At 49.9% G+C, this 24,182-nt stretch carries 23 protein-coding genes; 10 read left to right on the plus strand and 13 right to left on the minus strand.

The features are described from left to right. The first annotated feature begins 4 nt into the window (after window positions 1–4). Window positions 5–826: a symmetrical bis(5'-nucleosyl)-tetraphosphatase gene (locus tag AACQ93_RS15235; RefSeq protein WP_064606011.1), complete on the plus strand. Its 822-nt coding sequence runs from the start codon at window positions 5–7 to the stop codon at window positions 824–826. A 76-nt stretch (window positions 827–902) separates the two neighbouring features. On the opposite strand, the gene folA is transcribed toward AACQ93_RS15235, so the two are convergent. The 7 genes from folA to rplU all read right to left on the minus strand — a co-directional run bounded on the left by folA (window position 903) and on the right by rplU (window position 5,684). Further along, window positions 903–1,385 carry a type 3 dihydrofolate reductase gene (gene folA / locus AACQ93_RS15240; RefSeq protein ID WP_007467566.1) on the minus strand — a complete coding sequence of 161 codons (483 nt, stop codon included), beginning with the start codon at window positions 1,383–1,385 and terminating at the stop codon, window positions 903–905. Window positions 1,386–1,402: 17 nt separating this feature from the next. Next, the gene (locus tag AACQ93_RS15245) at window positions 1,403–1,876 is read right to left on the minus strand and encodes a threonine/serine exporter family protein (protein WP_007467565.1); all 474 of its coding nucleotides are present in this window, start codon (window positions 1,874–1,876) and stop codon (window positions 1,403–1,405) included. Next, window positions 1,876–2,664 (minus strand): threonine/serine exporter family protein, encoded by a 789-nt coding sequence (locus tag AACQ93_RS15250; protein ID WP_007467564.1) that lies wholly within the window; start codon window positions 2,662–2,664, stop codon window positions 1,876–1,878. Before AACQ93_RS15250 ends, AACQ93_RS15245 begins: the two co-directional genes overlap by 1 nt. 169 nt (window positions 2,665–2,833) lie before the next feature. Next, window positions 2,834–4,015, minus strand: a complete 1,182-nt coding sequence (gene cgtA / locus AACQ93_RS15255; protein ID WP_064606013.1) for an Obg family GTPase CgtA — start codon at window positions 4,013–4,015, stop codon at window positions 2,834–2,836. Window positions 4,016–4,104: 89 nt separating this feature from the next. Beyond that, window positions 4,105–5,031, minus strand: a complete 927-nt coding sequence (locus AACQ93_RS15260; protein WP_064606015.1) for a DMT family transporter — start codon at window positions 5,029–5,031, stop codon at window positions 4,105–4,107. Between the two features lie 65 nt (window positions 5,032–5,096). Next, the gene (rpmA, locus tag AACQ93_RS15265) at window positions 5,097–5,354 is read right to left on the minus strand and encodes a 50S ribosomal protein L27 (RefSeq protein ID WP_007467532.1); all 258 of its coding nucleotides are present in this window, start codon (window positions 5,352–5,354) and stop codon (window positions 5,097–5,099) included. Window positions 5,355–5,372: 18 nt separating this feature from the next. Beyond that, the gene (gene rplU, locus AACQ93_RS15270) at window positions 5,373–5,684 is read right to left on the minus strand and encodes a 50S ribosomal protein L21 (protein ID WP_007467524.1); all 312 of its coding nucleotides are present in this window, start codon (window positions 5,682–5,684) and stop codon (window positions 5,373–5,375) included. Between the two features lie 450 nt (window positions 5,685–6,134). Between rplU and ispB the strand changes: the two genes are divergently transcribed. Continuing rightward, the gene (gene ispB, locus AACQ93_RS15275) at window positions 6,135–7,106 is read left to right on the plus strand and encodes an octaprenyl diphosphate synthase (protein WP_064606017.1); all 972 of its coding nucleotides are present in this window, start codon (window positions 6,135–6,137) and stop codon (window positions 7,104–7,106) included. A 173-nt stretch (window positions 7,107–7,279) separates the two neighbouring features. Then, window positions 7,280–7,471, plus strand: coding sequence for a hypothetical protein (locus AACQ93_RS15280; RefSeq protein ID WP_007467520.1), 192 nt, complete (start codon window positions 7,280–7,282; stop codon window positions 7,469–7,471). 120 nt (window positions 7,472–7,591) lie between these two features. Here the strand turns inward: AACQ93_RS15280 and mdh are convergent, their stop codons facing one another. Next, window positions 7,592–8,530 carry a malate dehydrogenase gene (gene mdh / locus AACQ93_RS15285; protein ID WP_064606018.1) on the minus strand — a complete coding sequence of 313 codons (939 nt, stop codon included), beginning with the start codon at window positions 8,528–8,530 and terminating at the stop codon, window positions 7,592–7,594. Window positions 8,531–8,908: 378 nt separating this feature from the next. Between mdh and argR the strand changes: the two genes are divergently transcribed. From argR to AACQ93_RS15305, 4 genes are all read left to right on the plus strand, one after another. After that, on the plus strand, window positions 8,909–9,379 hold the full coding sequence (gene argR, locus AACQ93_RS15290) for a transcriptional regulator ArgR (RefSeq protein WP_064606020.1): 471 nt from the start codon (window positions 8,909–8,911) through the stop codon (window positions 9,377–9,379). Window positions 9,380–9,672: 293 nt separating this feature from the next. Then, a complete protein-coding gene (locus AACQ93_RS15295) occupies window positions 9,673–10,641 on the plus strand; it encodes a TAXI family TRAP transporter solute-binding subunit (RefSeq protein WP_064606022.1) in 969 nt (322 codons plus the stop codon). 120 nt (window positions 10,642–10,761) lie between these two features. Continuing rightward, window positions 10,762–13,344 (plus strand): TRAP transporter permease, encoded by a 2,583-nt coding sequence (locus AACQ93_RS15300; protein ID WP_064606024.1) that lies wholly within the window; start codon window positions 10,762–10,764, stop codon window positions 13,342–13,344. A 37-nt stretch (window positions 13,345–13,381) separates the two neighbouring features. Then, complete coding sequence (locus AACQ93_RS15305; protein ID WP_036800551.1) at window positions 13,382–13,831, plus strand: universal stress protein; 450 nt, start codon at window positions 13,382–13,384, stop codon at window positions 13,829–13,831. A gap of 91 nt (window positions 13,832–13,922) precedes the next feature. Here AACQ93_RS15305 and AACQ93_RS15310 read toward each other — a convergent pair whose 3' ends face one another. Both AACQ93_RS15310 and mpl read right to left on the minus strand, forming a co-directional pair. Further along, window positions 13,923–14,540, minus strand: coding sequence for a flavin prenyltransferase UbiX (locus AACQ93_RS15310; protein ID WP_064606026.1), 618 nt, complete (start codon window positions 14,538–14,540; stop codon window positions 13,923–13,925). 1 nt (window position 14,541) lies between these two features. Further along, window positions 14,542–15,906: a UDP-N-acetylmuramate:L-alanyl-gamma-D-glutamyl-meso-diaminopimelate ligase gene (gene mpl / locus AACQ93_RS15315; protein WP_064606028.1), complete on the minus strand. Its 1,365-nt coding sequence runs from the start codon at window positions 15,904–15,906 to the stop codon at window positions 14,542–14,544. Between the two features lie 208 nt (window positions 15,907–16,114). On the opposite strand from mpl, the gene fbp reads away from it, so the two are divergent. The 3 genes from fbp (at window position 16,115) to AACQ93_RS15330 (ending at window position 18,288) form a co-directional block, all read left to right on the plus strand. Continuing rightward, window positions 16,115–17,131, plus strand: coding sequence for a class 1 fructose-bisphosphatase (gene fbp / locus AACQ93_RS15320; protein ID WP_007471191.1), 1,017 nt, complete (start codon window positions 16,115–16,117; stop codon window positions 17,129–17,131). Window positions 17,132–17,284: 153 nt separating this feature from the next. Beyond that, window positions 17,285–17,818, plus strand: a complete 534-nt coding sequence (ppa, locus tag AACQ93_RS15325; RefSeq protein ID WP_064606030.1) for an inorganic diphosphatase — start codon at window positions 17,285–17,287, stop codon at window positions 17,816–17,818. 89 nt (window positions 17,819–17,907) lie between these two features. Next, window positions 17,908–18,288: a rhodanese-like domain-containing protein gene (locus tag AACQ93_RS15330; RefSeq protein ID WP_064606032.1), complete on the plus strand. Its 381-nt coding sequence runs from the start codon at window positions 17,908–17,910 to the stop codon at window positions 18,286–18,288. 55 nt (window positions 18,289–18,343) lie between these two features. On the opposite strand, the gene AACQ93_RS15335 is transcribed toward AACQ93_RS15330, so the two are convergent. From AACQ93_RS15335 to tamA, 3 genes are read right to left on the minus strand one after another with little or no spacing between them, the layout of a single operon-like run. Continuing rightward, window positions 18,344–18,694: a gamma-glutamylcyclotransferase family protein gene (locus AACQ93_RS15335; protein WP_064606034.1), complete on the minus strand. Its 351-nt coding sequence runs from the start codon at window positions 18,692–18,694 to the stop codon at window positions 18,344–18,346. Between the two features lie 12 nt (window positions 18,695–18,706). Continuing rightward, on the minus strand, window positions 18,707–22,459 hold the full coding sequence (gene tamB, locus AACQ93_RS15340; RefSeq protein WP_064606036.1) for an autotransporter assembly complex protein TamB: 3,753 nt from the start codon (window positions 22,457–22,459) through the stop codon (window positions 18,707–18,709). Further along, complete coding sequence (gene tamA, locus AACQ93_RS15345) at window positions 22,456–24,177, minus strand: autotransporter assembly complex protein TamA (RefSeq protein ID WP_064606038.1); 1,722 nt, start codon at window positions 24,175–24,177, stop codon at window positions 22,456–22,458. The genes tamB and tamA overlap by 4 nt, the downstream gene beginning before the upstream one ends. Window positions 24,178–24,182 lie beyond the last annotated feature (5 nt).

Raw genomic sequence — 24,182 nt, forward strand, 5'->3', positions numbered from 1 at the left:
TTTCATGTCCACATACCTTGTCGGAGATATTCAAGGCTGTCTTGACGATCTCCGCTTTCTCCTTGATGAAGCAGAATTCGATCCCCACAACGATGAATTATGGCTTTCCGGCGACCTTGTGGCCCGCGGCCCCAAATCTCTGGAAACACTGCGCTTTGTGAAAAGCCTAGGCAACAAGGCCACCACGGTACTTGGCAACCATGATCTTCACCTGTTGGCGGTCAGCCAGGGGCTGGCGAAAGTCAAAATCCGAGATAAAATCCAGCCGATCCTTGATGCCCCGGATAGCGATGAACTACTTGACTGGCTACGCCATCAGCCACTACTGGCCGAACACCCTGATCATCCTTTTATAATGGCTCATGCCGGTATCCCGCCGCAGTGGGATCTGCCAACCGCACGCAAACAAGCCCGAACCGTCGAAACCTGCCTGCGCAGCAACGACTTTGTTTGGCTACTGAAGAATATGTACGGCAATGGCCCGGAATACTGGAGTGAGGAATTAGAAGGGATAGAACAATACCGCTTTACCATTAATGCTCTTACCCGAATGCGCTTCTGTCACCCGGACGGACGGCTGGATATGGAATGTAAACTTTCTCCGGAGAACCCAGATACCCAGCCTCTAAAGCCTTGGTTTGAGCTCCCGCGAACCAAGCCACTGAAGAAAAAAGTGATCTTTGGCCACTGGGCTGCTCTTATGGGCTATGAAAATGATCAGGTGATTGGCCTGGATACCGGCTGTGTCTGGGGCAACAGCATGACCCTGCTTCGCTGGGAAGACGGAGCTCGCTTTGAGAAGCCTTGTCCGGTTCACGCCAAGTAATAACCAATAGGGATTAATCAAAAATAAAGGCCTGGTAATGACCAGGCCTTTTTATTCATTTGCGGGGATAAAAGTATTACTGGTGCTCTAAAATAACAAAGCGCATATCATGAGCATTTTTTTCATCCGCCTGATAAGACTCACTGTGAACTTCCTGCCAGTCATTTCCCCACTCAGGGAAACGGGTGTCACCTTCAACACTCAGGTCGATAAAAGTCAGATACAAACGATCGGCTTCCGACAAACAGGCCGCATAAATACTGCCACCACCGATAATCATCAGCTCTTCCACATCACCGGCAGCAACCTTAGCCGCTGCAATATCAGCAACCACGGTCACGCCTTCAGCACTGTAATCAGGGTTACGACTGATCACAATATTATGGCGTCCCGGTAATGGACGGCCGATCGACTCAAACGTCTTACGTCCCATCACAATCGGCTTGCCCAGCGTTGACTGCTTGAACCAAGCAAAATCTGCCGGCAGATGCCACGGCATCGCATTATCTTTGCCAATCACTCGGTCTTGGGCCATCGCCGCGATCATACTGATCTTCATTTTCTCTCCCGGGAAATCTAAACCACAGGACGGCGACGATAAAACAATAGCCCCGGCATTGCCAGCCCTATTGCAAGTGCCGCGATGATAAATACCGCTTTGATGACATTCTCCACCAGCAATGCCAACAGTTCAGGTGAAAAGCCACGATGGTTGATCTCCACTAAAGCGATCATCGCTTTATAAGCAAAGACCCCAGGGACCATAGGGATCATTGCCGCCACGGTAAACACTTTCGGGTGGGCGAGGAAGCGGTGTGACCAGTGGATCCCGATCATTCCGACCAAAGTTGATGCCCCCAAGGTGGCCCACTCGATTGGCACGCCCCAGTGCATCATGACAAACCGGCTACCGTGCCCCAGGGCACCACCGATTGCACAATATTTCAAAGCCTTTTGCGGCACGTTAAACACTAAGGCAAAGCCGACTGCCGGGATCATGGCAAAAAACATGTCATTGAGCAGCGCAAGCAAGAAATCCATCATCGGCATCACAACCACCCCCATACATCCAGTACGTTCATTGCTGCGACAATCCCCATACTGGTCGACAACGTCAGCAGGCTGGCCATTGTCCAACGAGCAATTCCCATATTGACGAAACCTTTCACCATATCGGAAATAGCATTAATCAACGGAAAGCCGGGAACCAGCATCAATACAGAAGAAGCCATTGCCAGAAAAGGAGCTTCACCGATCTGGTAGACCTGACCGAAGCCAGATATCAGTGTGGTCACAAAAGCAGTAACGCCAAAGTTAACAAGAGGATTGAAATGACAATGAGCAATCTCCTGGCGGACAAACATCCCGACAGAAGAAGCAAAAAAGGTAAGGAAAAATACCGGCCAGTCTGCACCGGCTAAGCGACTGAACGAGGCACAGGAAAGGCCAATCATGAAAATAACCAACAAGCGGTTATAACGCAGAGCCTGGATCTTTAACAGACGATCATGCACTCCCTGAACATCCAGCAAACCACGTTCGGCCATAATGCACACCCGCTGGACTTCAGTAACCACCTGCATATTGATCCCCCGATCCTGACAACGCCGGGCGGTCGTAATACAGCGCTCATTACTGACAGTGGTCAGAACCATTGAGCTGGCCGAAAGGGAAACTTCCACACTATCGACACCCAACGCCAGACCTAACCGCCTTGCCACATCCATCACCAGAGTGCTCTCGGCACCGTGTTGCAATAATCTCTGACCGGCCAATACAGCCAGTCTGGATATCTCCCGCTGTTCTGACTCCGCCAACCGCGCCGGGCCACTTTCCATTTTTATCCCTCTTCTGAATTTCGCCGTAGTTAGAAATAAATTAACCGCGTAATTATCCGGCAAATAGAGAGAGCGCACGTTGATTAGACACAAAAAAGCCGCTCTGGTGAGCGGCTTTTCTTATTTTCAACCGAATTTTCAACCGAAGGTAACGGCAGAACTAAACCGATTATGGCTTGTAGATGATCTCCACATCATAATCGTCTTCATTCCAGTCATCCCAGTCATCATCATCGTCGTCAACATCATCCTGAGCTTTCTTAACCTGCTGCTCATGATAATCATCCCACTTGAACTCGACTTTCTGCTCTTCGTCTTCTTCGTCTTCTTCGAAGGTTTCAGCCGGCATTTTTTCAATCTGGCTCATCAGGTCGTAAGTCAGCTCTTTCGTACCCATACGGTTCAGGGCTGAAATGCAGTAGTAGTCACCTTCCCAGGCAAGCGCATCAAGGATCTCATCGATCTTCTCTTGTGCTTCTTCTTCCGGCAGCAGATCTACTTTATTAAATACGATCCAACGCGGCTTGCTTGTCAGCTTCTCGCTGTATTGCTCCAGCTCGTTCAGGATTGTAAAGGCGTTTTCAATCGGATCAGAACCATCAGCCGGCAGCAGATCAATCATGTGCAGTAACACACGACAACGCTCAAGGTGTTTCAGGAAGCGGATACCCAGGCCGGCACCATCCGCTGCACCTTCGATTAGTCCCGGAATGTCGGCAACCACAAAGCTGCGTTCATTATCAACACGAACCACACCAAGGCTTGGTACCAGCGTTGTGAACGGATAGTCAGCAACTTTCGGCTTCGCCGCTGATACCGAACGAATAAAGGTCGATTTACCGGCATTTGGCAGACCCAGCATACCAACATCAGCCAGTAGCAACAGCTCAAGGCGCAGGTGACGAACCTCACCTTTAGTACCCATGGTCTTCTGGCGTGGTGCACGGTTAACCGATGACTTGAAGCGGGTGTTGCCAAGGCCGTGGAAACCGCCTTTCGCCACCATCAGCTTCATGCCGTGTTGAGTCAGATCCGCAATCACCTCACCGGTTTCTTCGTCAATAGCTCGTGTACCTACCGGCACTGGCAATACGCAGTCTTCACCACGTTTACCCGTACAGTTACCACCACGACCATTTTCGCCACGCTGCGCAGCATGGAATCGTTCAAAACGATAATCAATCAGTGTGTTAAGGTTTTCATCTGCCAGCAGGTAAACGTCACCACCGTCACCGCCGTCGCCACCGTCAGGACCACCTTTCGGGACATATTTTTCACGGCGGAAGCTCACTGTACCGTTGCCACCGTCACCAGCATCAGCTCGAATTACCGCTTCATCTACAAACTTCATCTCTTTCTCCGCACTGTGGCGTTAAAATCTCTCAACCGGGGGCTATAACCAACTCCCGGAAGTTATTAACCTATTGTAATGGACCTTGACTATTTATGCTGCCCTATAAGCTTATGGCCAATAGCGCAGAACATGGCACCACTCACCACAACAACAGCGCCGACATAGCCCAGAACATTCAGGGCGGCGGCAGCAAAAAACTCAGGCCAGATCAAACTGGCAAGGTCGACAAATAAAATAGTGAACAAGGGAGCCAGGGTAATCACTGCACTCACTTGTGAGGCCTGCCAACGTGCCATCGCTTCTGCAAAAGCGCCGTAGCCGACCAGGGTATTAATACAGCAAAATGCCAGCATACCCAATTGTCTCTGATCCATCAGCAGGATCTGTTCAGGTGATGCTACTGGCGTCAACATCAGCGCACAGATCACATAGATCATCAGCAGGATCTGGGGCGAGCTGAAATACTTCAGCATCAGCTTTTGTGCCAGACCATAGATTACCCATACAAGCGCTGCCAGCACCGCCAGCATTACGCCACGGGTATACCCGGTAAAACTGGTAAACAGCTCAACCAACCGCTCATTGAAAAACAACAACAAGCCAAACAACAGACAGGTTACACCTATGATCTGATGCCGCCCCAGTTTCTCTTTGAATACCCAGACACTGGACAACAGCAAAATAACCGGAGCCAGCTGGATAATTACCTGGACCACTGGCGGATTCAGGTATTCAAGCGCACTGTTGAACAGTACAAAGTTACCCGCCAGACCGATACTTGCCAGTATCAGGCTGATGCCTCCTGCGACACCAAGGGCTTTAGGTGCTGGTAGCTGCTTGCGCCAGTACAGCCATAGTCCAAGCCCCAGAGAGGCCGTGACAAAGCGATACCAGACAATCGTAAACGGTGCCATTACTTCAACCGCTTGTTTCATCGCGATTGGCAACGCGCCCCAGAACAATGCCGTAACCAATGCCAGCAGCATACCCGCTGTCGGGTTCTGATTCGGCATAACCTTTCCCCATAACAAAAAGCCCCGCCAGTAGGCAGGGCTTTGGAATTCGTTACGAGACTGAATTATTCAGCTTCGATAGATACGAATTTACGGTTCTTAGGACCTTTAACTTCGAACTTCACTTTACCGTCAGATAGAGCGAATAGAGTGTGGTCTTTACCTAGGCCTACGTTGTTACCAGCGTGGAACTTAGTACCGCGCTGACGTACGATGATGTTACCTGCTAGTACAGATTCGCCACCGAAACGCTTAACACCAAGACGTTTACTTTCTGAATCACGGCCGTTACGAGTAGAACCGCCAGCTTTTTTGTGTGCCATCTTTAAATTCTCCTGTTATTAAGCGCTGATGCCAGTAATCTTGACTTCAGTGAACCACTGACGGTGGCCCTGTTGCTTACGAGAGTGCTTACGACGACGGAACTTAACGATTTTTACTTTATCGCCACGACCGTGAGCAACTACTTCTGCAGTTACTTTACCGCCAGATACGAAAGGTGCGCCTACAGTTACTTCTTCGCCGTTAGCTACTAGAAGTACTGAGTCAAATTCAACGCTAGCGCCAGTTTCAGCGTCTAGTTTTTCTAAGCGAATGGTCTGGCCTTCGCTTACACGGTGTTGTTTACCACCACTTTGGAAAACAGCGTACATGTCTTACTCCGCTTGTCCGCATAGGCCATACGCCACGTATAAATTTTGGGCTATGGGTATGCGCTTAATCTTGTCATCAATAGGGCGCGAATGTTACGCGAAAATAGGGCTTCTGGCAACCCATTAAGCAAAGAAAATTGGTGAAAAGCTGGCCAGTAATGAAACTCCCTGATTTAAACGTAAACGAGGTTATGAAGATAGCGAGGTTTTAGTGTAAGATTCGATGAATATTTTGATACCTATTCGCAATTGCAACCCAAAAATTCAATGCCTGACGGGATAGGATGACGGGACCAACTCATCGTAGCAGTTATTCTATAAGCATCCCGTACAATATGGCAGTGACATCTTGCCTGTGCCCTGCAGCCAGTGCCGATTGTCCGTAATTTCTGCGAATGGGTTCGTTTAACATTTCCGCCTGGTGCGGCAAACAATTTTGCTGGATGTACAATGGATTTTAAAGCTATCCAAGCGCTCACTGCTGACGACATGGCAGCAGTTGACGCGAAGATACTGGCACAACTGAATTCAGATGTGGCCCTGATCAATCAACTTGGTTTCTACATTGTCAGTGGCGGCGGAAAACGCCTGCGTCCTATGCTGGCGGTTTTGGCTGCCCGTGCTCTTGGCTATGAGGGTGACAAACACACCACCGCCGCAGCCTTTATCGAATTTACCCACACCGCTACCCTGCTTCACGATGACGTTGTCGACGAGTCTGATATGCGTCGTGGCAAAGCGACCGCCAATGCCATGTTCGGCAATGCTGCCAGTGTCCTTGTCGGTGACTACATCTACACCCGCTCTTTCCAGATGATGACCAGCCTTCGATCCCTGAAGATCCTCGACATTATGAGTGAAGCGGTTAACGTGATCGCAGAAGGTGAGGTTCAGCAGTTGATGAACTGCAACGATCCGGATACCACAGAAGAAAGCTACATGCAGGTTATCTACTCCAAGACTGCCCGCCTGTTTGAAGCCGCAACCCAAGTTGCTGCCATTCTTGCTGAAGCGCCAACAGAAGTCGAAGCTGCAATGCAGGATTACGGTCGCTATCTTGGTACTGCTTTTCAGCTGGTTGACGACATTCTTGATTACACTGCTGACGGCAAAGAAATGGGCAAGAATGTAGGTGATGACCTGGCTGAAGGTAAACCTACCCTGCCACTGCTGCATGCCATGCATCACGGTAACGAAGAGCAATCGGCAATGATCCGTGAAGCTATCGAGAAAGGTAACGGTCTCGACAAACTGGAACCAATCCTTGCTTGCATGCGTGAAGTCGGCTCACTGGAATACACCCAGTTACGTGCCGAAGAAGAAGCAGATAAAGCAATCGCCAGCCTGTCTGTTATTCCGGACTCTGAGCACAAAGAAGCACTGATTGCACTGGCTCACCTAGCCGTTAAACGCAACAAGTAATCAAGAAAAGTTGCTCATTTCAAAGCCTGCCATCGCGCAGGCTTTTTTGATCCGGTGCATTTCCGCTCCTGATTACCCTACATATCAACTTCAGATCTAAGAAGCCCCCATAAGATCAAACCGATGTTCTATAGTTTAACAATGATCTTAGTGATCCTTATGGGAGGTCAGTTATGCAAGCGAAAGATCTGAAACCGGGCATGAGAGTCGAATGCCAACAGGGAGTTGCAGAAGTCATTGAGGTAGATAAAGCACACAATACAGCTATTATCGAAAACATGAGTGATCACAAACGGATCAATATCAATTGCAACGATTTAGAAGATCAACCACAGCTTCATACCGGCTGTGACCTCTATTATTAGCTTCTTCCTACATAACTTCTTCTATATAAATAGGCAGGAACTTCCGCTTAACAAACTATAGCGAAGACAAAAAAGCGGCCATATTGGCCGCTTTTAAGTTAGAGCTTATCTATCAAGGGATTACTTCGCAGCGAATTCTTCGCCCTTGGCAATATCCCCTTTCAGAGTATCTAGCATGCCTTCCAGCGATTCCTGTTCGAAATCGCTCAGCTTGCCGTAATCCATAACTTCTTCAACACCTTCTTTACCAAGCTTGATTGGCTGAGCAAAGAATCGGGTATGTTTGCCATCGCCTTCAACATACGCACACTCAACCACACCTTCTTCACCCTGAAGAGCTCGAACCAGCGCAAGGCCGAAACGACATGCAGCTTGGCCCATAGAAAGTGTTGCTGAACCGCCACCCGCTTTGGCTTCAACCACTTCCGTACCTGCATTTTGAATGCGAGGAGTCAGTGCTTTAATTTCTTCTTCAGTGAACTCAACACCTTCTACCTGAGAAAGCAGAGGAAGAATTGTCACACCGGAGTGACCGCCAATCACAGGTACACGCACTTGACCCGGATCGATACCCTTAAGCTCAGCAACAAACGTTTCTGAACGGATAACATCCAGTGTGGTTACACCAAACAGTTTACGCTTGTCATACACACCGGCTTTTTTAAGCACATCCGCCGCAATCGCCACAGTGGTATTTACCGGGTTGGTAATAATACCGACGCATGCTTTCGGACAAACCACAGCAATTCTTTCTGCCAGGGATTTAATAATACCTGCATTTACATTAAACAGATCCGCACGATCCATACCAGGCTTACGTGCAACACCGGCAGAAATCAGAACAACATCAGCGCCTTCCAGAGCTGGGGTTGGATCTTCCCCGGCATAACCCTTAATCGAAACAGGTGTTGGAATATGGCTAAGATCAACAGCAACCCCAGGAGTTACCGGAGCAATATCATACAATGCGAGATCAGAACCTGCTGGCAGACGGTTTTTCAATAGCAGGGCAAGAGCCTGGCCGATACCACCAGCAGCGCCAATTACAGCAACTTTCATGTTCGTTCTCCTTTACGATAGAAGTTATAATTTTTCAGACCTAATACCAATTCACATGAAATCAAAGTAAACCTAAGACTATGATTTTATGTGAATGGTAGGGATGACGTTATAGCAAGCACCAGTTAAATACAATGAATCCCAGCCAGCTTTGAGAAGTTAAGCATGGCACAACAACAAAAAATGCTACATCTGTATAACATTTTATTTTTTATTGCCTCAGCCGCCATGAAAATAAACAAGCCTTTCCTGTTATAACTATTCAAAGCAAACCACAATTAAAGTGATGCGCTCGCCAGTTTAGATGCACACTGTTTGCTACGAGCCAAAAAGTTGTGCCAGAATACAGCACCTCGTCCCTGTACATGAAATTTACTTATGCGTAATTCAGATAAACAAGAACGCTTAATCAAAGCATTCAAAGCCATTCTTAAAGAAGAAAAGTTCAGCTCCCAAGGTGAAATTGTTGATGCCTTGAAAGCTCAGGGGTTCGATAACATCAACCAGTCAAAAGTCTCTCGCATGCTGACTAAGTTCGGTGCTGTTCGCACCCGCAATGCGAAGATGGAGATGGTTTACTGCCTGCCTGTTGAGCTTGGTGTACCTACTACCAGCAGCCCGCTTAAAGAGCTGGTAATGGAAATTGATTTCAACAGTGCACTGGTTGTTATTCACACCGGCCCTGGCGCAGCACAGGTTATCGCTCGCCTGTTAGATTCCCTGGGCAAAGCAGAGGGTATTCTGGGCGTAGTCGCAGGCGACGACACCATCTTTATTACCCCGACCAATTCCATCTCGACAGAAGAGCTATACGACTCTGTTTGTGAGCTGTTTGACTACAGCAACTAAGCTAAATCCCTGATTCTCTCTCTCTTAAATGAGAGAGAGCTCACAATAAAACAAACTTTTACGATCATCACAAAAAAATTACAAGTGTTTGATTGTTCAAAATAATTATTCTCCCCATCCGCCTACCTCTTGCACTTTCCTCAGCGTTTTCTTGCAATCAACCTTTAACATAATTTTAATTTTTATGTTTTCTTTTGCTATCATCGTTTTGATTTGCTTAGTCAAATATGCCTTTTCCACCGATGGAAAATGTTTCCATAACTGGAGATAACAACAATTAGGAAGGGACAAACATGGCATTTAAACAACTTGTAAAAATCAGTGCACTTGCCGCTGCAGTCATGACCAGCGGTATGGCCAATGCCCAAGATTTCATCACAATTGGCACCGGTTCGGTCACTGGAGTTTACTATCCGACAGGCGGTGCGATCTGTAAGCTGGTTAATAAGGATCGCAAACAACACAACATCCGTTGCTCTGTTGAATCGACAGGCGGCTCAATCTACAACGTTAACACCATGCGCGCCGGTGAGCTGGACTTTGGGATCGTCCAGTCCGACTGGCAGTACCACGGTTACAACGGCACCAGCAAATTTAAAGAGCAAGGCCCGTATAAAAAACTGCGTGCTGTATTCTCGCTTCACACCGAACCATTCAACATTATTGCCCGTGCCGATTCCGGCATTAACGACGTTGCCGACCTGAAAGGCAAACGCGTCAATATCGGTAACCCAGGTTCCGGTGACCGCGCCACAATGGGCGTGGTAATGGATGCCATGGGCTGGACTATGAAAGACTTCAAACTTGCTTCTGAGTTGAAGGGCTCTGAGCGCTCCCAGGCACTGTGCGATAACAAAATCGATGCCTTCGTTTATGTTGTCGGTCACCCGAACGGCTCCATCAAAGAAGCCACCACATCCTGTGCCGCTAAACTGGTTTCAGCCACAGGTCCGGCAATCGACAAGGTTGTTGCCGACAACCCGTACTACGCCAAAAGCACCGTACCTGGCGGTATGTACAAAGGCACTGACAGCGACGTAAACAGCTTTGGTGTCGCTGCGACCCTGGTTTCCACCACAGATGTTTCTGATGACGTCGTTTATGCGGTGGTGAAATCTGTTTTCGAAAACTTCGATACCTTCAAGCGCCTGCACCCTGCTTTCGCTAACCTTAAACCAGAGGACATGGTGAAAGACGGCTTGTCGATCCCGCTCCATCCGGGCGCGGTGCGTTATTACAAGGAAGCCGGTTACCTGAAGTAACCGCACGAAACAGCGCAATACCGACATATTGCCAACCATGCGCCGCATAAGCGGCGCATGGCGTTTCGCCTACCCGCAAAACAACTCATTACTACCTAGCCCATCTAAGAAGGATTATGCATGACGAAGACAACTGATACGTCAACAGATGTGCAGGATATGGTGGCTCAGGCCGACACTGGTGCAAGGAATCCTGCAGGAATGGCTGGACGCCTCCTGTGGCTCATTCCGCTCTGTTGGTCTCTGTTCCAACTTTGGTACGCCTCACCGCTGCCATTTATTTTTGATTTTGGTGTCCTGAACGATACCGAAGCCCGCTCTATCCATTTAGCATTTGCCATTTTTCTTGCTTTCACCGCCTATCCTGCCCTGAAGCATTCCCCGCGCGACCGGATCCCGCTTCTCGACTGGGTGATGGCACTGGCAGGCAGCTTTGCCGCCGGGTATATCTACCTGTTTTACACTGAACTGGCAGGCCGCTCCGGTGCGCCGACCCAATTCGACATTGTCGTTGCCGTCATCGGCATGATGCTGCTACTGGAAGCAACCCGCCGTGCGCTGGGGCCACCACTGATGGTCGTCGCTGCGGTATTTTTGCTTTATACCTTCGGCGGTCCTCACATGCCGGATGTTATCGCCCACAAAGGAGCCAGCCTTAACAAAGCAATGTCACACCTGTGGCTGACAACCGAAGGTGTCTTTGGTATTGCACTCGGGGTATCTACATCATTTGTATTTCTGTTCGTGCTGTTCGGTGCCATGCTTGAACGCGCAGGGGCCGGTGCCTACTTCATAAAAGTCGCATTTTCTCTGCTTGGCCATATGCGTGGCGGCCCGGCTAAGGCTGCGGTTGTTGCTTCAGGCCTGTCCGGCCTGGTCTCAGGCTCATCCATTGCCAACGTAGTCACAACCGGCACTTTCACCATTCCGCTGATGAAGAAAGTCGGCTTCCCAGGCACTAAAGCCGGGGCGGTAGAAGTAGCCGCATCAACCAATGGTCAGCTGACACCTCCAATCATGGGGGCCGCTGCCTTCCTGATGGTGGAGTATGTCGGTATTTCTTATGTAGAAGTGATCAAAGCCGCCCTGCTGCCAGCCCTGATCTCCTACATCGCCCTGCTCTACATCGTTCACCTGGAAGCCTGCAAGGCTGGCATGACCGGGCTGAAGCGCCATTACAAACCAACCCTGGCACAGAGCCTGTTATCATTTACCGGCACGATTCTCTGCCTAGTGGTACTCAGTGCCGTTGTCTATTACGGGATCGGCTGGACCAAAGATATCTTCGGCGCTGCAGCCACACCGCTCATCGCTGTCGTGATCCTTATTGCCTATGTGGCGTTGGTGCGGATATCTGCCCGCTACCAGGATCACCTGATGGAAAACCCTGAGGATGATATTACCGAAGTACCGGATCCGGGCCCGACAATCAAATCTGGCCTCTACTTCCTGTTGCCGATTGTCGTTCTGGTCTGGTGTCTGACGGTTGAACGCTTCTCTCCTGGGCTGTCCGCTTTCTGGGCAACCGTGTTTATGATCTTTATCCTGCTGACCCAGCGCCCGTTGTTGGCCATGTTCAATAAAGAAAAGACCATCCCTGAAGCCATCATGGAAGGTGGCGTCGATCTGCTGGAAAGTCTGGTCTCCGGTGCCCGCAACATGATCGGGATCGGTGTAGCAACGGCTGCGGCTGGTATCGTGGTCGGGGTGGTGACCCTGACTGGTATCGGATTGGTGATGACCGAGTTCGTCGAGTTTATCTCCGGCGGTAACATCATGCTGATGCTGCTATTTACCGCGGTGATCAGCCTGATCCTGGGGATGGGGCTACCAACCACGGCTAACTATATTGTGGTCTCCACTTTGATGGCCCCGGTTATTGTCACCCTTGGTGCGCAAAACGGCCTGATCATTCCGCTGATCGCCGTTCACCTGTTCGTGTTCTACTTCGGAATTCTGGCCGACGACACTCCTCCGGTCGGCTTAGCGGCTTTTGCCGCTGCTGCGATAGCCAAAAGCGATCCAATCCGGACCGGTATCCAGGGCTTTACCTATGATATCCGAACCGCCATCCTGCCGTTCATGTTCATCTTCAACACCCAGTTGTTGATGATTGATATCGACTCCTGGTGGCACCTGCTGCTAACAGTCACCTCTGCGGTGATCGCCATGCTGACATTCTCTGCCGCCACTCAGGGGTGGTGGTTCACCAAAACCAAATGGTGGGAAGTTGTCGCGCTGCTACTCATTACTTTCTCACTGTTCCGTCCTGGATTCTGGTGGGACATGGTCTATCCACCGAAACATGAAATGCCGGGCGTACTAATTGCTGATGCCGCCGACAAACTGGCCGTTGGCCAGCCTCTGGAAATCCAGGTCACAGGCGAGAACCTCGAAGGCAAACTTGTCAGCAAACATGTACTGTTACCGTTTGACGAACACGCTATTACTCCGGAAGAGCGAATCGCTTCAACCGGGCTGATGCTGCGTCAGGAAGAAAACAAGATGCTGGTCGATTTGGTTGAATTCGGCAGTCCGGCAGAAGCTGCCGGTATCGACTTTGACTGGGAGATCACTCAAGTCAGCCTGCCGGCAGTCAGGCCGATGAAAGAGTGGGTCTTTATCCCGACCCTCATGTTGCTCGGCCTGTTAGGGTGGAACCAACGCCGCCGGGCTGAAAAAGAATCACAGGCTAAACTATAGGGAGAGCCTCTCTCCCTAACAAAATTAAGAGAATAATATGTATAAACAGATATTAGTGCCCGTTGATTTGAATGAAGAGGGTTTCGCAGACAAAGCCGTCGAGCAAGCCGTTTGGCACGCCAAACACTCCAACGCCACCATCCACCTTCTGTATGTCTTGCCCGGCATTCACATGTCCATGGTATCGAGCTACTTCCCCAAGGATGCAGCCCGGAAAATGATGCAGGAGGCCCAGCACCAACTGAAGGCGTTTGCGGCAGAGCACATTCCGGACGAAATCGTGCACCACCAACACATATCCGAAGGGAAACCCTGGGCAACGATCCTGGATCATGCCACACGAAGCGGAGCAGACCTGATCATTTTGCCAAGCCACAAGCGCTCCCGCCTGGATAAAGCCATGCTGGGCTCAGTGGCTTCCAAAGTGGTAGAAAACTCGCCGATTAATGTTCTTGTAATCAAACCTCAGGGCCACCTGAGCGAATAATTGACCAGAAACATGAAACAGAAAAGCCCGCGAAAAATGCGGGCTTTTTATTTTCTTACCAACAATAGAAAATGCTGATAAATATTCGTCACTAATGACGCTGATCGTAGCCCCAGCGGGGAACCAGTCCTTGTTCAACACCGAGATGATCAAGAATTCGTGCCACCATAAAATCTACCAGATCTTCAATCGATTCAGGCTGATGGTAAAACCCCGGAGCAGCCGGCATGATAGTCACCCCCATTTGGGACAGCTTAAGCATGTTATCCAAATGAAGAGTCGAAAACGGCGTTTCGCGTACCACTAACAACAGCTGGCCACGTTCTTTCATCACCACATCGGCAGCCCGCTCCAGCAGGTTATCTGACATACCATGAGCAACTGATGCCAGCGTCCCGGCAGAACAAGGGCACACCACCATCTTTTTAGGTGCCGCTGAGCCGGATGCCACCGGAGAAAACCAGTCTTCTTTACCACAAACCACCAGCTTTGACGCATCACAGTTCAGGTGCTCAACCAAAGCCTGCTTCGCAGCATCCGGACCAGACGGCAATTTCAGTCCATGCTCAGTAGCCAGCACTACACGGGCCGCAGATGAAATCAGTAAATACACCTGGTAATCCGCCGCCAACAAACACTCAAGCAGACGAAGTCCGTAAGGCGCACCGGAGGCACCGGTCCAGGCCAGGGTAATACGTTTGTCCTGCATATTACTGCTCACCCTGCTGCGCCAGTGCGGTCAGTAATTTGTCGTGAATCCCCCCGAAACCGCCGTTACTCATCACCAGAATATTGTCGCCAGGACAGGCCGCTGCAACAATTTTTGCCACCAGCATATCCAAGTCGCTGTCCGTTACTGCCGGTTGGCTACATGCCGTCGCAATTTCATCAACCGACCACGGGATATTATCCGGTTGGTAAATAAAGACTTCATTCGCTGCGTTCAGCGCCGGTGCCAGATCATGCTTATGAACACCCAGCTTCATGGTATTCGAGCGCGGTTCAAGTACCGCCAGAATACGCTCACTGCCAACTTTGGCCCGCAGGCCGCCAAGCGTCAGTTCAATGGCTGTCGGATGGTGGGCAAAATCATCATAAACCCGAATACCATTCTGTTCGCCCTTCAGCTCTAGGCGGCGCTTGGTATTGATGAATTTACCCAAAGATTCACAGGCCAGATCCGGAGTCACTCCTACGTGACGGGCAGCAGCAACCGCCATCAGGGCATTGCTGACATTATGCTCACCGACCAGATCCCAGCTCACAGTCCCGGCCACCTTGCCGTCAAGCAATACTTCAAACTGGCTACCGTCTTCTTTCAGCTTACGAGCCTGCCAGTTACCGTCATCACCGGTATATTCCAGTTCACTCCAACAGCCCATATCCAGGGTTTGTTGCACGTTATCAACACGCTTTGGTGCCATAATCCGGCCATTACCCGGCACGGTACGCACCAAATGATGGAACTGGCGCTGGATAGCTTTCAAATCATCAAAAATATCTGCGTGATCGAACTCCAGATTGTTGATCACCAGGGTTCGTGGTCGATAATGAACAAACTTAGAACGCTTATCGAAAAAAGCACTATCGTATTCGTCCGCCTCGACAACAAAGAACATGCTTTCGCCTAAACGCGCGGAAACACCGAAGTTTCCGAGCACACCACCGACCAAAAAGCCCGGCTGGTAACCACAATCTTCCAAGATCCACGCCAGCATACTGGCCGTCGTTGTCTTTCCGTGGGTACCCGCTACTGCCAGAACCCAGCGATCATGGAGCAGAATCTCCTGCAACCACTGCGGACCAGAGGTATAACGCAGGTTGTGGTTCAACACATATTCCACACAAGGGTTACCACGGCTCATGGCGTTACCGACCACCACCAAATCCGGAGCCGGATTCAGTTGTGATGGGTCATAACCCTGAATAATTTCAATACCTTGAGATTCAAGCAAGGTACTCATCGGGGGGTAGACATTGGCATCACAGCCGGTCACTTTATGGCCTAACTGACGGGCCAGAATCGCCGCTCCGCCCATGAATGTGCCGCAAATTCCTAGAATATGGATATGCATAACTGTCGGCTCGCTGATTAAATCCTATCGCTTTCACGCTTACGCGTTACTTCGATACCATAAAAAAGATCTTTATATACAATTCTTTATACGCAAATTGCGCACAATATAACAGGCTGCAAAGCCAAACTTGGTACTAAAATTGTCCATTAGAGACATTGTACCTGACTTAATCTACCCCCATGACAACATGATGCAAGGATTGTATATGTCCGATATTAGAACCCTTGGTGAGTTCATTGTCGAGAAACAGAGTGACTTCCCCCACGCCAGCGGTGAGCTTTCCTCCCTGCTTGGCTCCATCAAGCTTGCGGCAAAGATTGTTAACCGCGAAATCAATAAGGCAGGACTGGTAGATATTACCGGCTCAGTTGGCGGCCAGAATGTGCAAGGCGAAGATCAGCAGAAGCTGGATGTCTACGCCAATGATAAATTCAAAGCAGCGCTTGAAGCCCGCGACCAGGTATGTGGTGTCGCCAGTGAAGAAGAAGATGAAGCAGTCGCTTTCAACAAAGAACTGAACCGCAACGCGAAGTACGTGGTTTTGATGGATCCACTGGATGGTTCTTCGAACATTGACGTAAACGTTTCCGTCGGTACAATTTTCTCAATTTACCGTCGGGTTTCCCCAGTTGGAACTCCACCAACTGAAGAAGATTTCCTTCAACCTGGTCATCAGCAGGTCGCTGCTGGTTATATCATTTACGGCTCATCCACCATGCTGGTTTACACCACAGGGAACGGTGTACACGGCTTTACCTACGATCCGTCACTGGGCGTATTCTGCCTGTCCCATGAAAACATGCGAATTCCTAAAGATGGCCGGATCTATTCGATCAACGAAGGGAATTACATCCGCTTCCCGCTGGGTGTGAAAAAGTACATTAAGTTCTGCCAGGAAAATGTGCCGGAAGATGACCGCCCATACACTTCCCGTTATATCGGCTCACTGGTTGCCGACTTCCATCGTAACCTGCTTAAAGGCGGCCTGTACCTGTACCCAAGTACTGCAACCCACCCTAGCGGCAAGCTGCGCCTGCTGTATGAGTGCAACCCGATGGCATTCCTGATTGAGCAGGCAGGTGGTCTGGCTTCCGATGGTCAAAACCGTATCATGGATTTGAAACCGACCGAACTCCACCAGCGCGTACCATTCTTTGTTGGCTCAACCAACATGGTTCGTAAAGTGGAAAGCTTCCTGGAGATGTATCCGGACCAGGAATAATCCTTCCCTCCCAACAGGCTGCCCCGCAGCCTGTTTTCTTATGCCCTTCTCTACCGACACACAATCGTTCAAATAGACAAACATTTAACCGGGTTGGTATTATAATTTCTCACATCACCAACAAATAGTTAACTTATCAATAAGGAATTCATCATGAGCCTGAATCAGGTACCAGCAGGAAAGGACATCCCTGAAGATATCTATGTTGTTATCGAAATCCCGGCTAATGCCGACCCAATCAAGTACGAAGTCGATAAAGATACCGGTGCTGTTTTCGTCGACCGCTTCATGGCAACACCGATGTTCTATCCGTGTAACTATGGTTACGTAAACCATACGCTTTCTCTTGATGGTGACCCGGTTGATGTATTGGTTCCAACCCCTTATCCGCTAGTGCCGGGTTCTGTGATCCGCTGCCGCCCAGTCGGTGTCCTGAAAATGTCCGATGAATCAGGTGAAGACGCCAAAGTTGTGGCTGTTCCACACAGCAAACTCAGTAAAGAATATGACCAGATCCTGGATGTAGGCGATCTGTCAGATCTACTTAAAGCCCAGATCACCCACTTCTTCGAGCGTTACAAAGAGCTGGAAGCCGGAAAATGGGTGAAAGTAGAAGGCTGGGAAAATGCCGCCGCAGCAAAAGAAGAAATCCTGACCTCCTACAAGCGAGCGCAAGAAAAAGGCTAAGAGAAAACACAACCGTCAGGTAATATTTGCTCCTCGGCAAACCGGAAACACCGGGGAGCTATACCGCAACAAGAGGCCAGAAAAGCAATATGCGACGCATTTTTAAACGAGCTCTGCTTGTCAGTTTCCTATTTACCACAGCCGTTCAGGCTGAAGTCGTGACTCCAGAGCAGTTCTGGCAGGCATTTCAGCAATATCCGCAAGGGCAACCTCTTATCATTGATGTGCGCTCCAATGAAGAGTTTATCGAAGGTCACCTACCTCAAGCGATTAATATTCCTCACCATAACATCAGCAGGCTGGCTACTTTCGCCAAAGACAAAACTCAGCCGATTTTCATCTATTGCCGCTCCGGACGCCGAGCAGGAATCGCTGAAGATGCTATCGCAGAGCTGGGCTATAAACACATCTATAATGGCGAAAGCTACGAAGTTCTCATCCAAACAATGCCATCAGAATTAAAAAAGTGAGCCACTGACGTCAGTGGCTCACTCTCATTTCCTACGAAAAGCACCTTCGGAAGGCCTATTTCTGGCACCAGTCGCCATTTGGGATTTCAGGCAGTCTCATCACAGATAAGCGGTACAAGTAAATCCAGGCCTGCCCGTAATCAGTATCTATCAGCTCACGTGTATACTCTTGCGGATACTCTTCCAGTTCATCAAGCGCCGAAAAAGTCTCTTTATCAATTTCATAGACTTCTCCGATCAAAGCCCTCTTTATTTCCCGACATTTCACCGCCGCCGGATAAGGACCGAGATCATACAAACGAAAACCAGAAGTAAACCGCGTGGAGCCAAGCAAAGCAGCTCCCCGTAAGAAATGATGGTTCGACTCCCCTGCCCGCAAGGTGCCGTAAACAAAAACTCGGATCATGTATCAACCTGGTTATTCAATTTCAAACTGGTAAAGCAAATCGGCAGCACTATCCAGACCAGACACTACTTCCACATACAGATCTTTCATCAGCCGATAACGAACAGTGAACTCACCGATCGAGTCAAAAATCCCGACCCCGTATTTCACCTGCAGTCCCGGTGCGATATAACCACTGATAGTCACCTGAGAGTCCTGCCCAGAACCGGTTGTATCCAGAGCCAAATCTTTAACACCGAACGCTTCACCGACATCTCCCACCAGCTTGCCGCTTCGGGCCAGCCCCATACTAATGAGTGCTGTGGTCATCGCATCACCGCTGTTGCCCGACTCACTATCCAGGTTTTTGCCACGCAACAAATAAGAAAGTGCATTTTGCTGAGCCATTGCCGGATCGGAGAAAATCTCCACTGACGGCTCATCAGCTGGTCCATTAACTCGGATACCGGCAATCACATCGTCCTCGACATTATCCGGATCACGGATCGCTTCAATCGCCAGGTAAGGCTGATCGGCCGGGCCATTAAACAGGATTTGTCCTTTGCGAATCAGAAGTTCCTGACCGAATGAACGATAGGTACCTTTTTGCAGGTTTACCTCTCCGTATACCATCGGCCCTTTATCCTGCTGACGCACATTCAGCTCACCAATTAACTCAGATTTCAGGCCGAAAGCAGAAAGCCTGACGTCATCACCGATTTTCACCAGCACGTTCGTTTTCACTTTAAACGGAATAACAGGCTCATCTTCAATCGGCTGCAAATCTCCGGTCAGAAGCACTTCGTCATCCGATACCGATACTGCGGACTCCGGCAACTGATCAACGGTGATCCGCCCCCAGGGGATCGCCACATTACCGGTAACCTCGGCGTACTTTGGTGAGGCTTTGATTGTCAGATCCGGTGTCACCTTCATCGCCAGCAAAGGTGGTACATGAACTTCCAACTCACGACCATTAACGTTTAGCTGGCTTCGCCAGTCTGCCAGATCCTGCCAATCCGCATCCCCTTTAAGCCGCAGCATGCCATCCGGCGTAACAATATCGCCGACGACAGTTGCATTGTATCCCGTGAAAGTCGCAGAAATATCCGCCTGTTCGACATCCAGTGGAACCTGCCGTCCTAGCGCTTTCACCTTGGTAACCCTTAGCAAGCCGGTGACAGCCGGGTGCATTACCGGCCCGGTCACCTCAAGGTTGGCATCCACTTCGCCATCAAAATAGTGATACCCTTTAACCAGCGGCTCAAGGAACCCCAGCGTCAGGCGATCAATGTTCAGGTTTGCCGCTAATTGCTGCTCACCTGTTAGCTGAGTTACGCGAGCCCGTCCTGATACATCACCATTATTTTTCAGGCCGATAAGCCAATCAGCATTTAACACATCCTGCTTGAGTTCCGCGTTCACCGTCACCTGATCCCAGCCTACTTTTAATGCCTTGGCATCAACATCGTCTTGGTGACTTACTTCACCAGCAGGTAGAGCAACTTTAGCTTTAACATATGGAGAAGACTCCGGTGCCCAAGTTGCCTCTAAATTGGCACCTAGCTCACCATTTAGCTCTACAGCCTCCGGCAGATAAGGAGCGATCAGCTCAAAATTAAAATTGTTAACCGCCACTTTGGCATGCCCGGAAGCCCCAGCTTCCAGCGCTTCCGTCAGGCACAGAGATGCTTTTTCCTGCTGCCAGCAGTGCGAAGCAACATTAACCAGCTGTTGTTTGAAACTGTAACCAAGACGGGTCGGGCGATTCAGACGCCAAGGGCCCACTTCAGTATCAAAAACACCCTGCTCTAATGTCCCCTGCCAGCCGGTTTTGCGATCCAGCTTACCGGCCAGGCTAAGCTCGGCACTTACTGGCTCGGCATCCATATCCAAAGAGAGGCTGTGATTAGCTTCAGTCCCTTTAAAGACCAAATCCAGATTACTCAGTTTAAAGCTATCAAACGTCCCGTCAGCAGCCGTCAAGTTAACATCCGCTTTCAGCTCTGGCAGCGGTGTCACCCGGCCTTTTAGGGCAAAACTCTGTAGTGATACCTGTTCCTGCCAGCCAAGACTTTCGCCATCCAATTGCAGGCGAATATCCGGCTCAGCCATCTTGCCTCTCAACTCTAGATCGCCCAGAACCTTACCTCTCAGTCCAGGCAGAGACTGTGCCAGATCCGGTGCGTTCACCTGCGCCGTCAATGCCCAGATTTTGTTTAATGAGCCTTTTGCCGTCAAACCATTAGGCCCGTGCTGTAACCTAAGCCGCTCTGTTACTAATTTAATGTCTCCCTTTCCGGCTCGATCCGAGGCATCCAGCTCACCATCCAAGGTAAATTTCTGCTCCAGCACCACACCATCAACATTAAGTTCCGGCAACTTAACAAACCAGCCACCTTTCTCTGTTAAACCTCCGGATGTCCGCAGCTTTCCGCTCAAATCACCTTTAGCTTCAGGCCATTCCAGCCCCGGCTGAATATGGCTGAAAGCCAGCTCACCTTGCCAGTTAACCAGATCTTTCCAGCTGGCTTTGGCTTTCCCGGTAACCTGCCCCCCCAAAGAGTCAACCACCAGCCTACTGAGTGTAACCTGAGTCAGATCCCCTTTACCCTTAAGCTCTGTGGCCACCGCCGGCATTGATTCGCCGTCAACCTTAGTGGTTAGTTCGAACTTATAGCCTTGCAAATTACCGGCTGCGGTAACCTTAGTCTCGGAGGCTTCAAATTCCGCTTTGTTATCCACAGGCCACTGTAAGTGTTTACTCGACAAACGAAGATCAAAAGGCAACTGCGGATCAAGCGGTGAGATCTGCCCACTCAGCAGCGCATCCAGTTTACCTTTCAGGCTGGCATCCAAAGATAGCGTCGCAACCGAGCCATCAGCCTTCAGTGCCAGTTGATGCCCCTGCAAAGGCGCCATTGCGATATCGAGCATGGCATCCAATGTCAGCGGATAATCACCGGAGAGTGAGACCTTGCCACTAGCATCCAGCTTAGCCTGCGGAACATCCAGTACCAGCTTACTCAACGTGACATCACTGCCTTCCGCGGTTGCCGCCAAATCCAGCAACGCCACCGACTGAGGAGCATCACCGTTGAGCTTGAAATCTTTGACTGTAAATCTTTGGATATCGACAGATAAGGGCAGTAGCACTGCCGGCAGAACAATAGGTTCATTGCTGGCTGGTTCCGCCGGTTTTGATGAACCAGCATCCGGCTCTGCCGGTGCCAGTGAAAGATCAACACTCTGCCACTCTGTCGGCTTGAGAATCAGATGGCTACCAGTCATTTCAGCAGCGGTAGAGAACTGCTGCCAGTTAATACGGTTACCCAGAATATCCAACCCGATATCATCCAGGCGAAGACGCTCAACCCGGATTGGTACCGGCATTGCAATCTCGGTGACTGGTTCACTGTTAGCGTCCGTGGTTTCAGCATCCTCGGGCGGTGAAGGCGGCAACTCTGGCATGGCAAAGCGAACGCCCGTAATACCCAACTCTTTCACACATACCGCAGGCTCCAGCAGGCAAGCATCATCAATGACCAGAGAAAGCTTGTCGGCAGCCAGGTCGATTGGTGAGTCCTGGTAGCGAACCTGCTCCAGAACAAAACCCCGCAATAAGCTTCCCGAAGTGCTGGTAACAGAAAATGCCGGTAGCGCCTTTTCCGCCCCCCAGACTGCCAGCTTGACGCCCGCCGGGGTATAAAGCAGCGCAGCCGTTGCTATAACCAGAAATAACAGCAGGGCAAGCAACCCAACTGAGATACGCTTTACCCAAATCATATTTCAGGCCCCAGAATGAAGTGGATCTGGAACTTGTCTGTTGCCTTATCAAGTCCCCATGCGAAATCAAGGCGGATAGGTCCAACCGGTGAGGCCCAGCGAACGCCGACACCGGTGCCCCGATACCAATCTGGCTTATCATTCCAGGCAGAACCGTAATCATAGAAAGCCGCCGCCCACCAGTCGCCGTAAACGCGATATTGATACTCCAGTGTCGAGGTCAGCATGAACCTACCTCCACGCAGTTTGTTTTGGCTGTTCCTCGGGCCGATAGAGTCATAACTGTATCCCCGAAGGCTGTTATCCCCCCCGGCAAAAAAACGTAGTGATGGCGGTACATCTTCAATACTTTCGGCAATGGTGGCACCGCCATCCACCCTTAATATTCCCCGGTGATCTTCACCGGCACTACGAATCCATGCCGACCGGCCTCGGAAGCGTGCCAGGCGGGTATCAGACCCGATAGCCGGATCCGAGTATTCAATCGAGATCAACTGTTTATCTCCCCAGTTTGGCATCGCCCCGCCCCTTGCGCGGGTTTTGCTATAGCTGATCCCGGGCAGTACCATTCTGAGAATCCCTTCTTCATCTCCACCTTGTTTATAGTTCTCATAAAGATAGCGAATGGATGCGACCCGCTTCCAGCCAGACTCCAACTGCCAGTGGCGTTCAAGACCTATGCTGGTCTCTGTACTGATAGTGTCATGGTTATCGACATAACGAATCCCCCCGATCACCTGATAGTAATCATTCAATACGTCATCAAGAGGGATCTTATAGGTTGCCTCAACTTTTGGCTGAACCTCAGACAGTTCGGTTTTAACACTGAGGCTATGGCCACGACTGTTAAACCAGGGTTTACGCCAGTTAAACTTCAGCCTCATTCCAGTATCAGTAGAATAACCGATACCGGTTTCGAACTGATTTCTTACCTGGGGCTCAATAACCACATTAACCGGGACTTTATCTCCTTCGAGGTTAGCCATATCGCCACCAACAAAAATCGACGAAAACCACCCCACATTGGATAGACGCTGATTGAACTCACCCAAGCTTGATGCAAGGTAAGGCTCACCTTCTTCGTATGGGATCAGGGACTCCAAGCGATCTTCTTCAATCTGGCTACCGGAAAACAACGTTTCCCCAAAACGGTAACGAGTCCCAGCAGCAAATTCGATAGTAATAAAGGCTTCATTGCGACTCGGTGCTACCGCCAGCTCGCTTTTTTTCAGCTCTGCATCAAAATAGCCTTTACGAAGAGCAAGGCTTTGGAGGGAGGATTTGAAGGATTCATACTTACCGTGATTAAGCGTCTTATCCAGGCCAAGTCCACTGTTCCTGACCAACGCTAGAAAATCAGGATCACTCTGAGCCATACCGGTGATCCGGATATCACTCTTCGCAATTTTTGTTTTAGGCCCCGGCTCCACGGTCACTTTAAGGTGAGTGTCATCACCTTCAGTATCAACACGGTAGGAAAATGTTGGCTGATAACGTCCCAACGCTTTCAGTGCATCACTGATTTCCTCTTCCAGCTGCTCACGAAAGCGCAGAGAAACACTGTAATCTTCTTTAGGGATTGCCGAAACATACGCTTCAACATTTTCTTCCAGGCTTCCTTTAAGCCCCTTAATGGTCAATGTGGTTTCCGCCAGTCCCGGCGATGAAACAACAAGAGCAATCACGGTAAGGCAAAACCGCTTCAACTTCTTTTTCATTCGAA

This window comes from Photobacterium sp. J15, from assembly GCF_963870815.1.
GTDB classification, from domain to species: domain Bacteria; phylum Pseudomonadota; class Gammaproteobacteria; order Enterobacterales; family Vibrionaceae; genus Photobacterium; species Photobacterium marinum.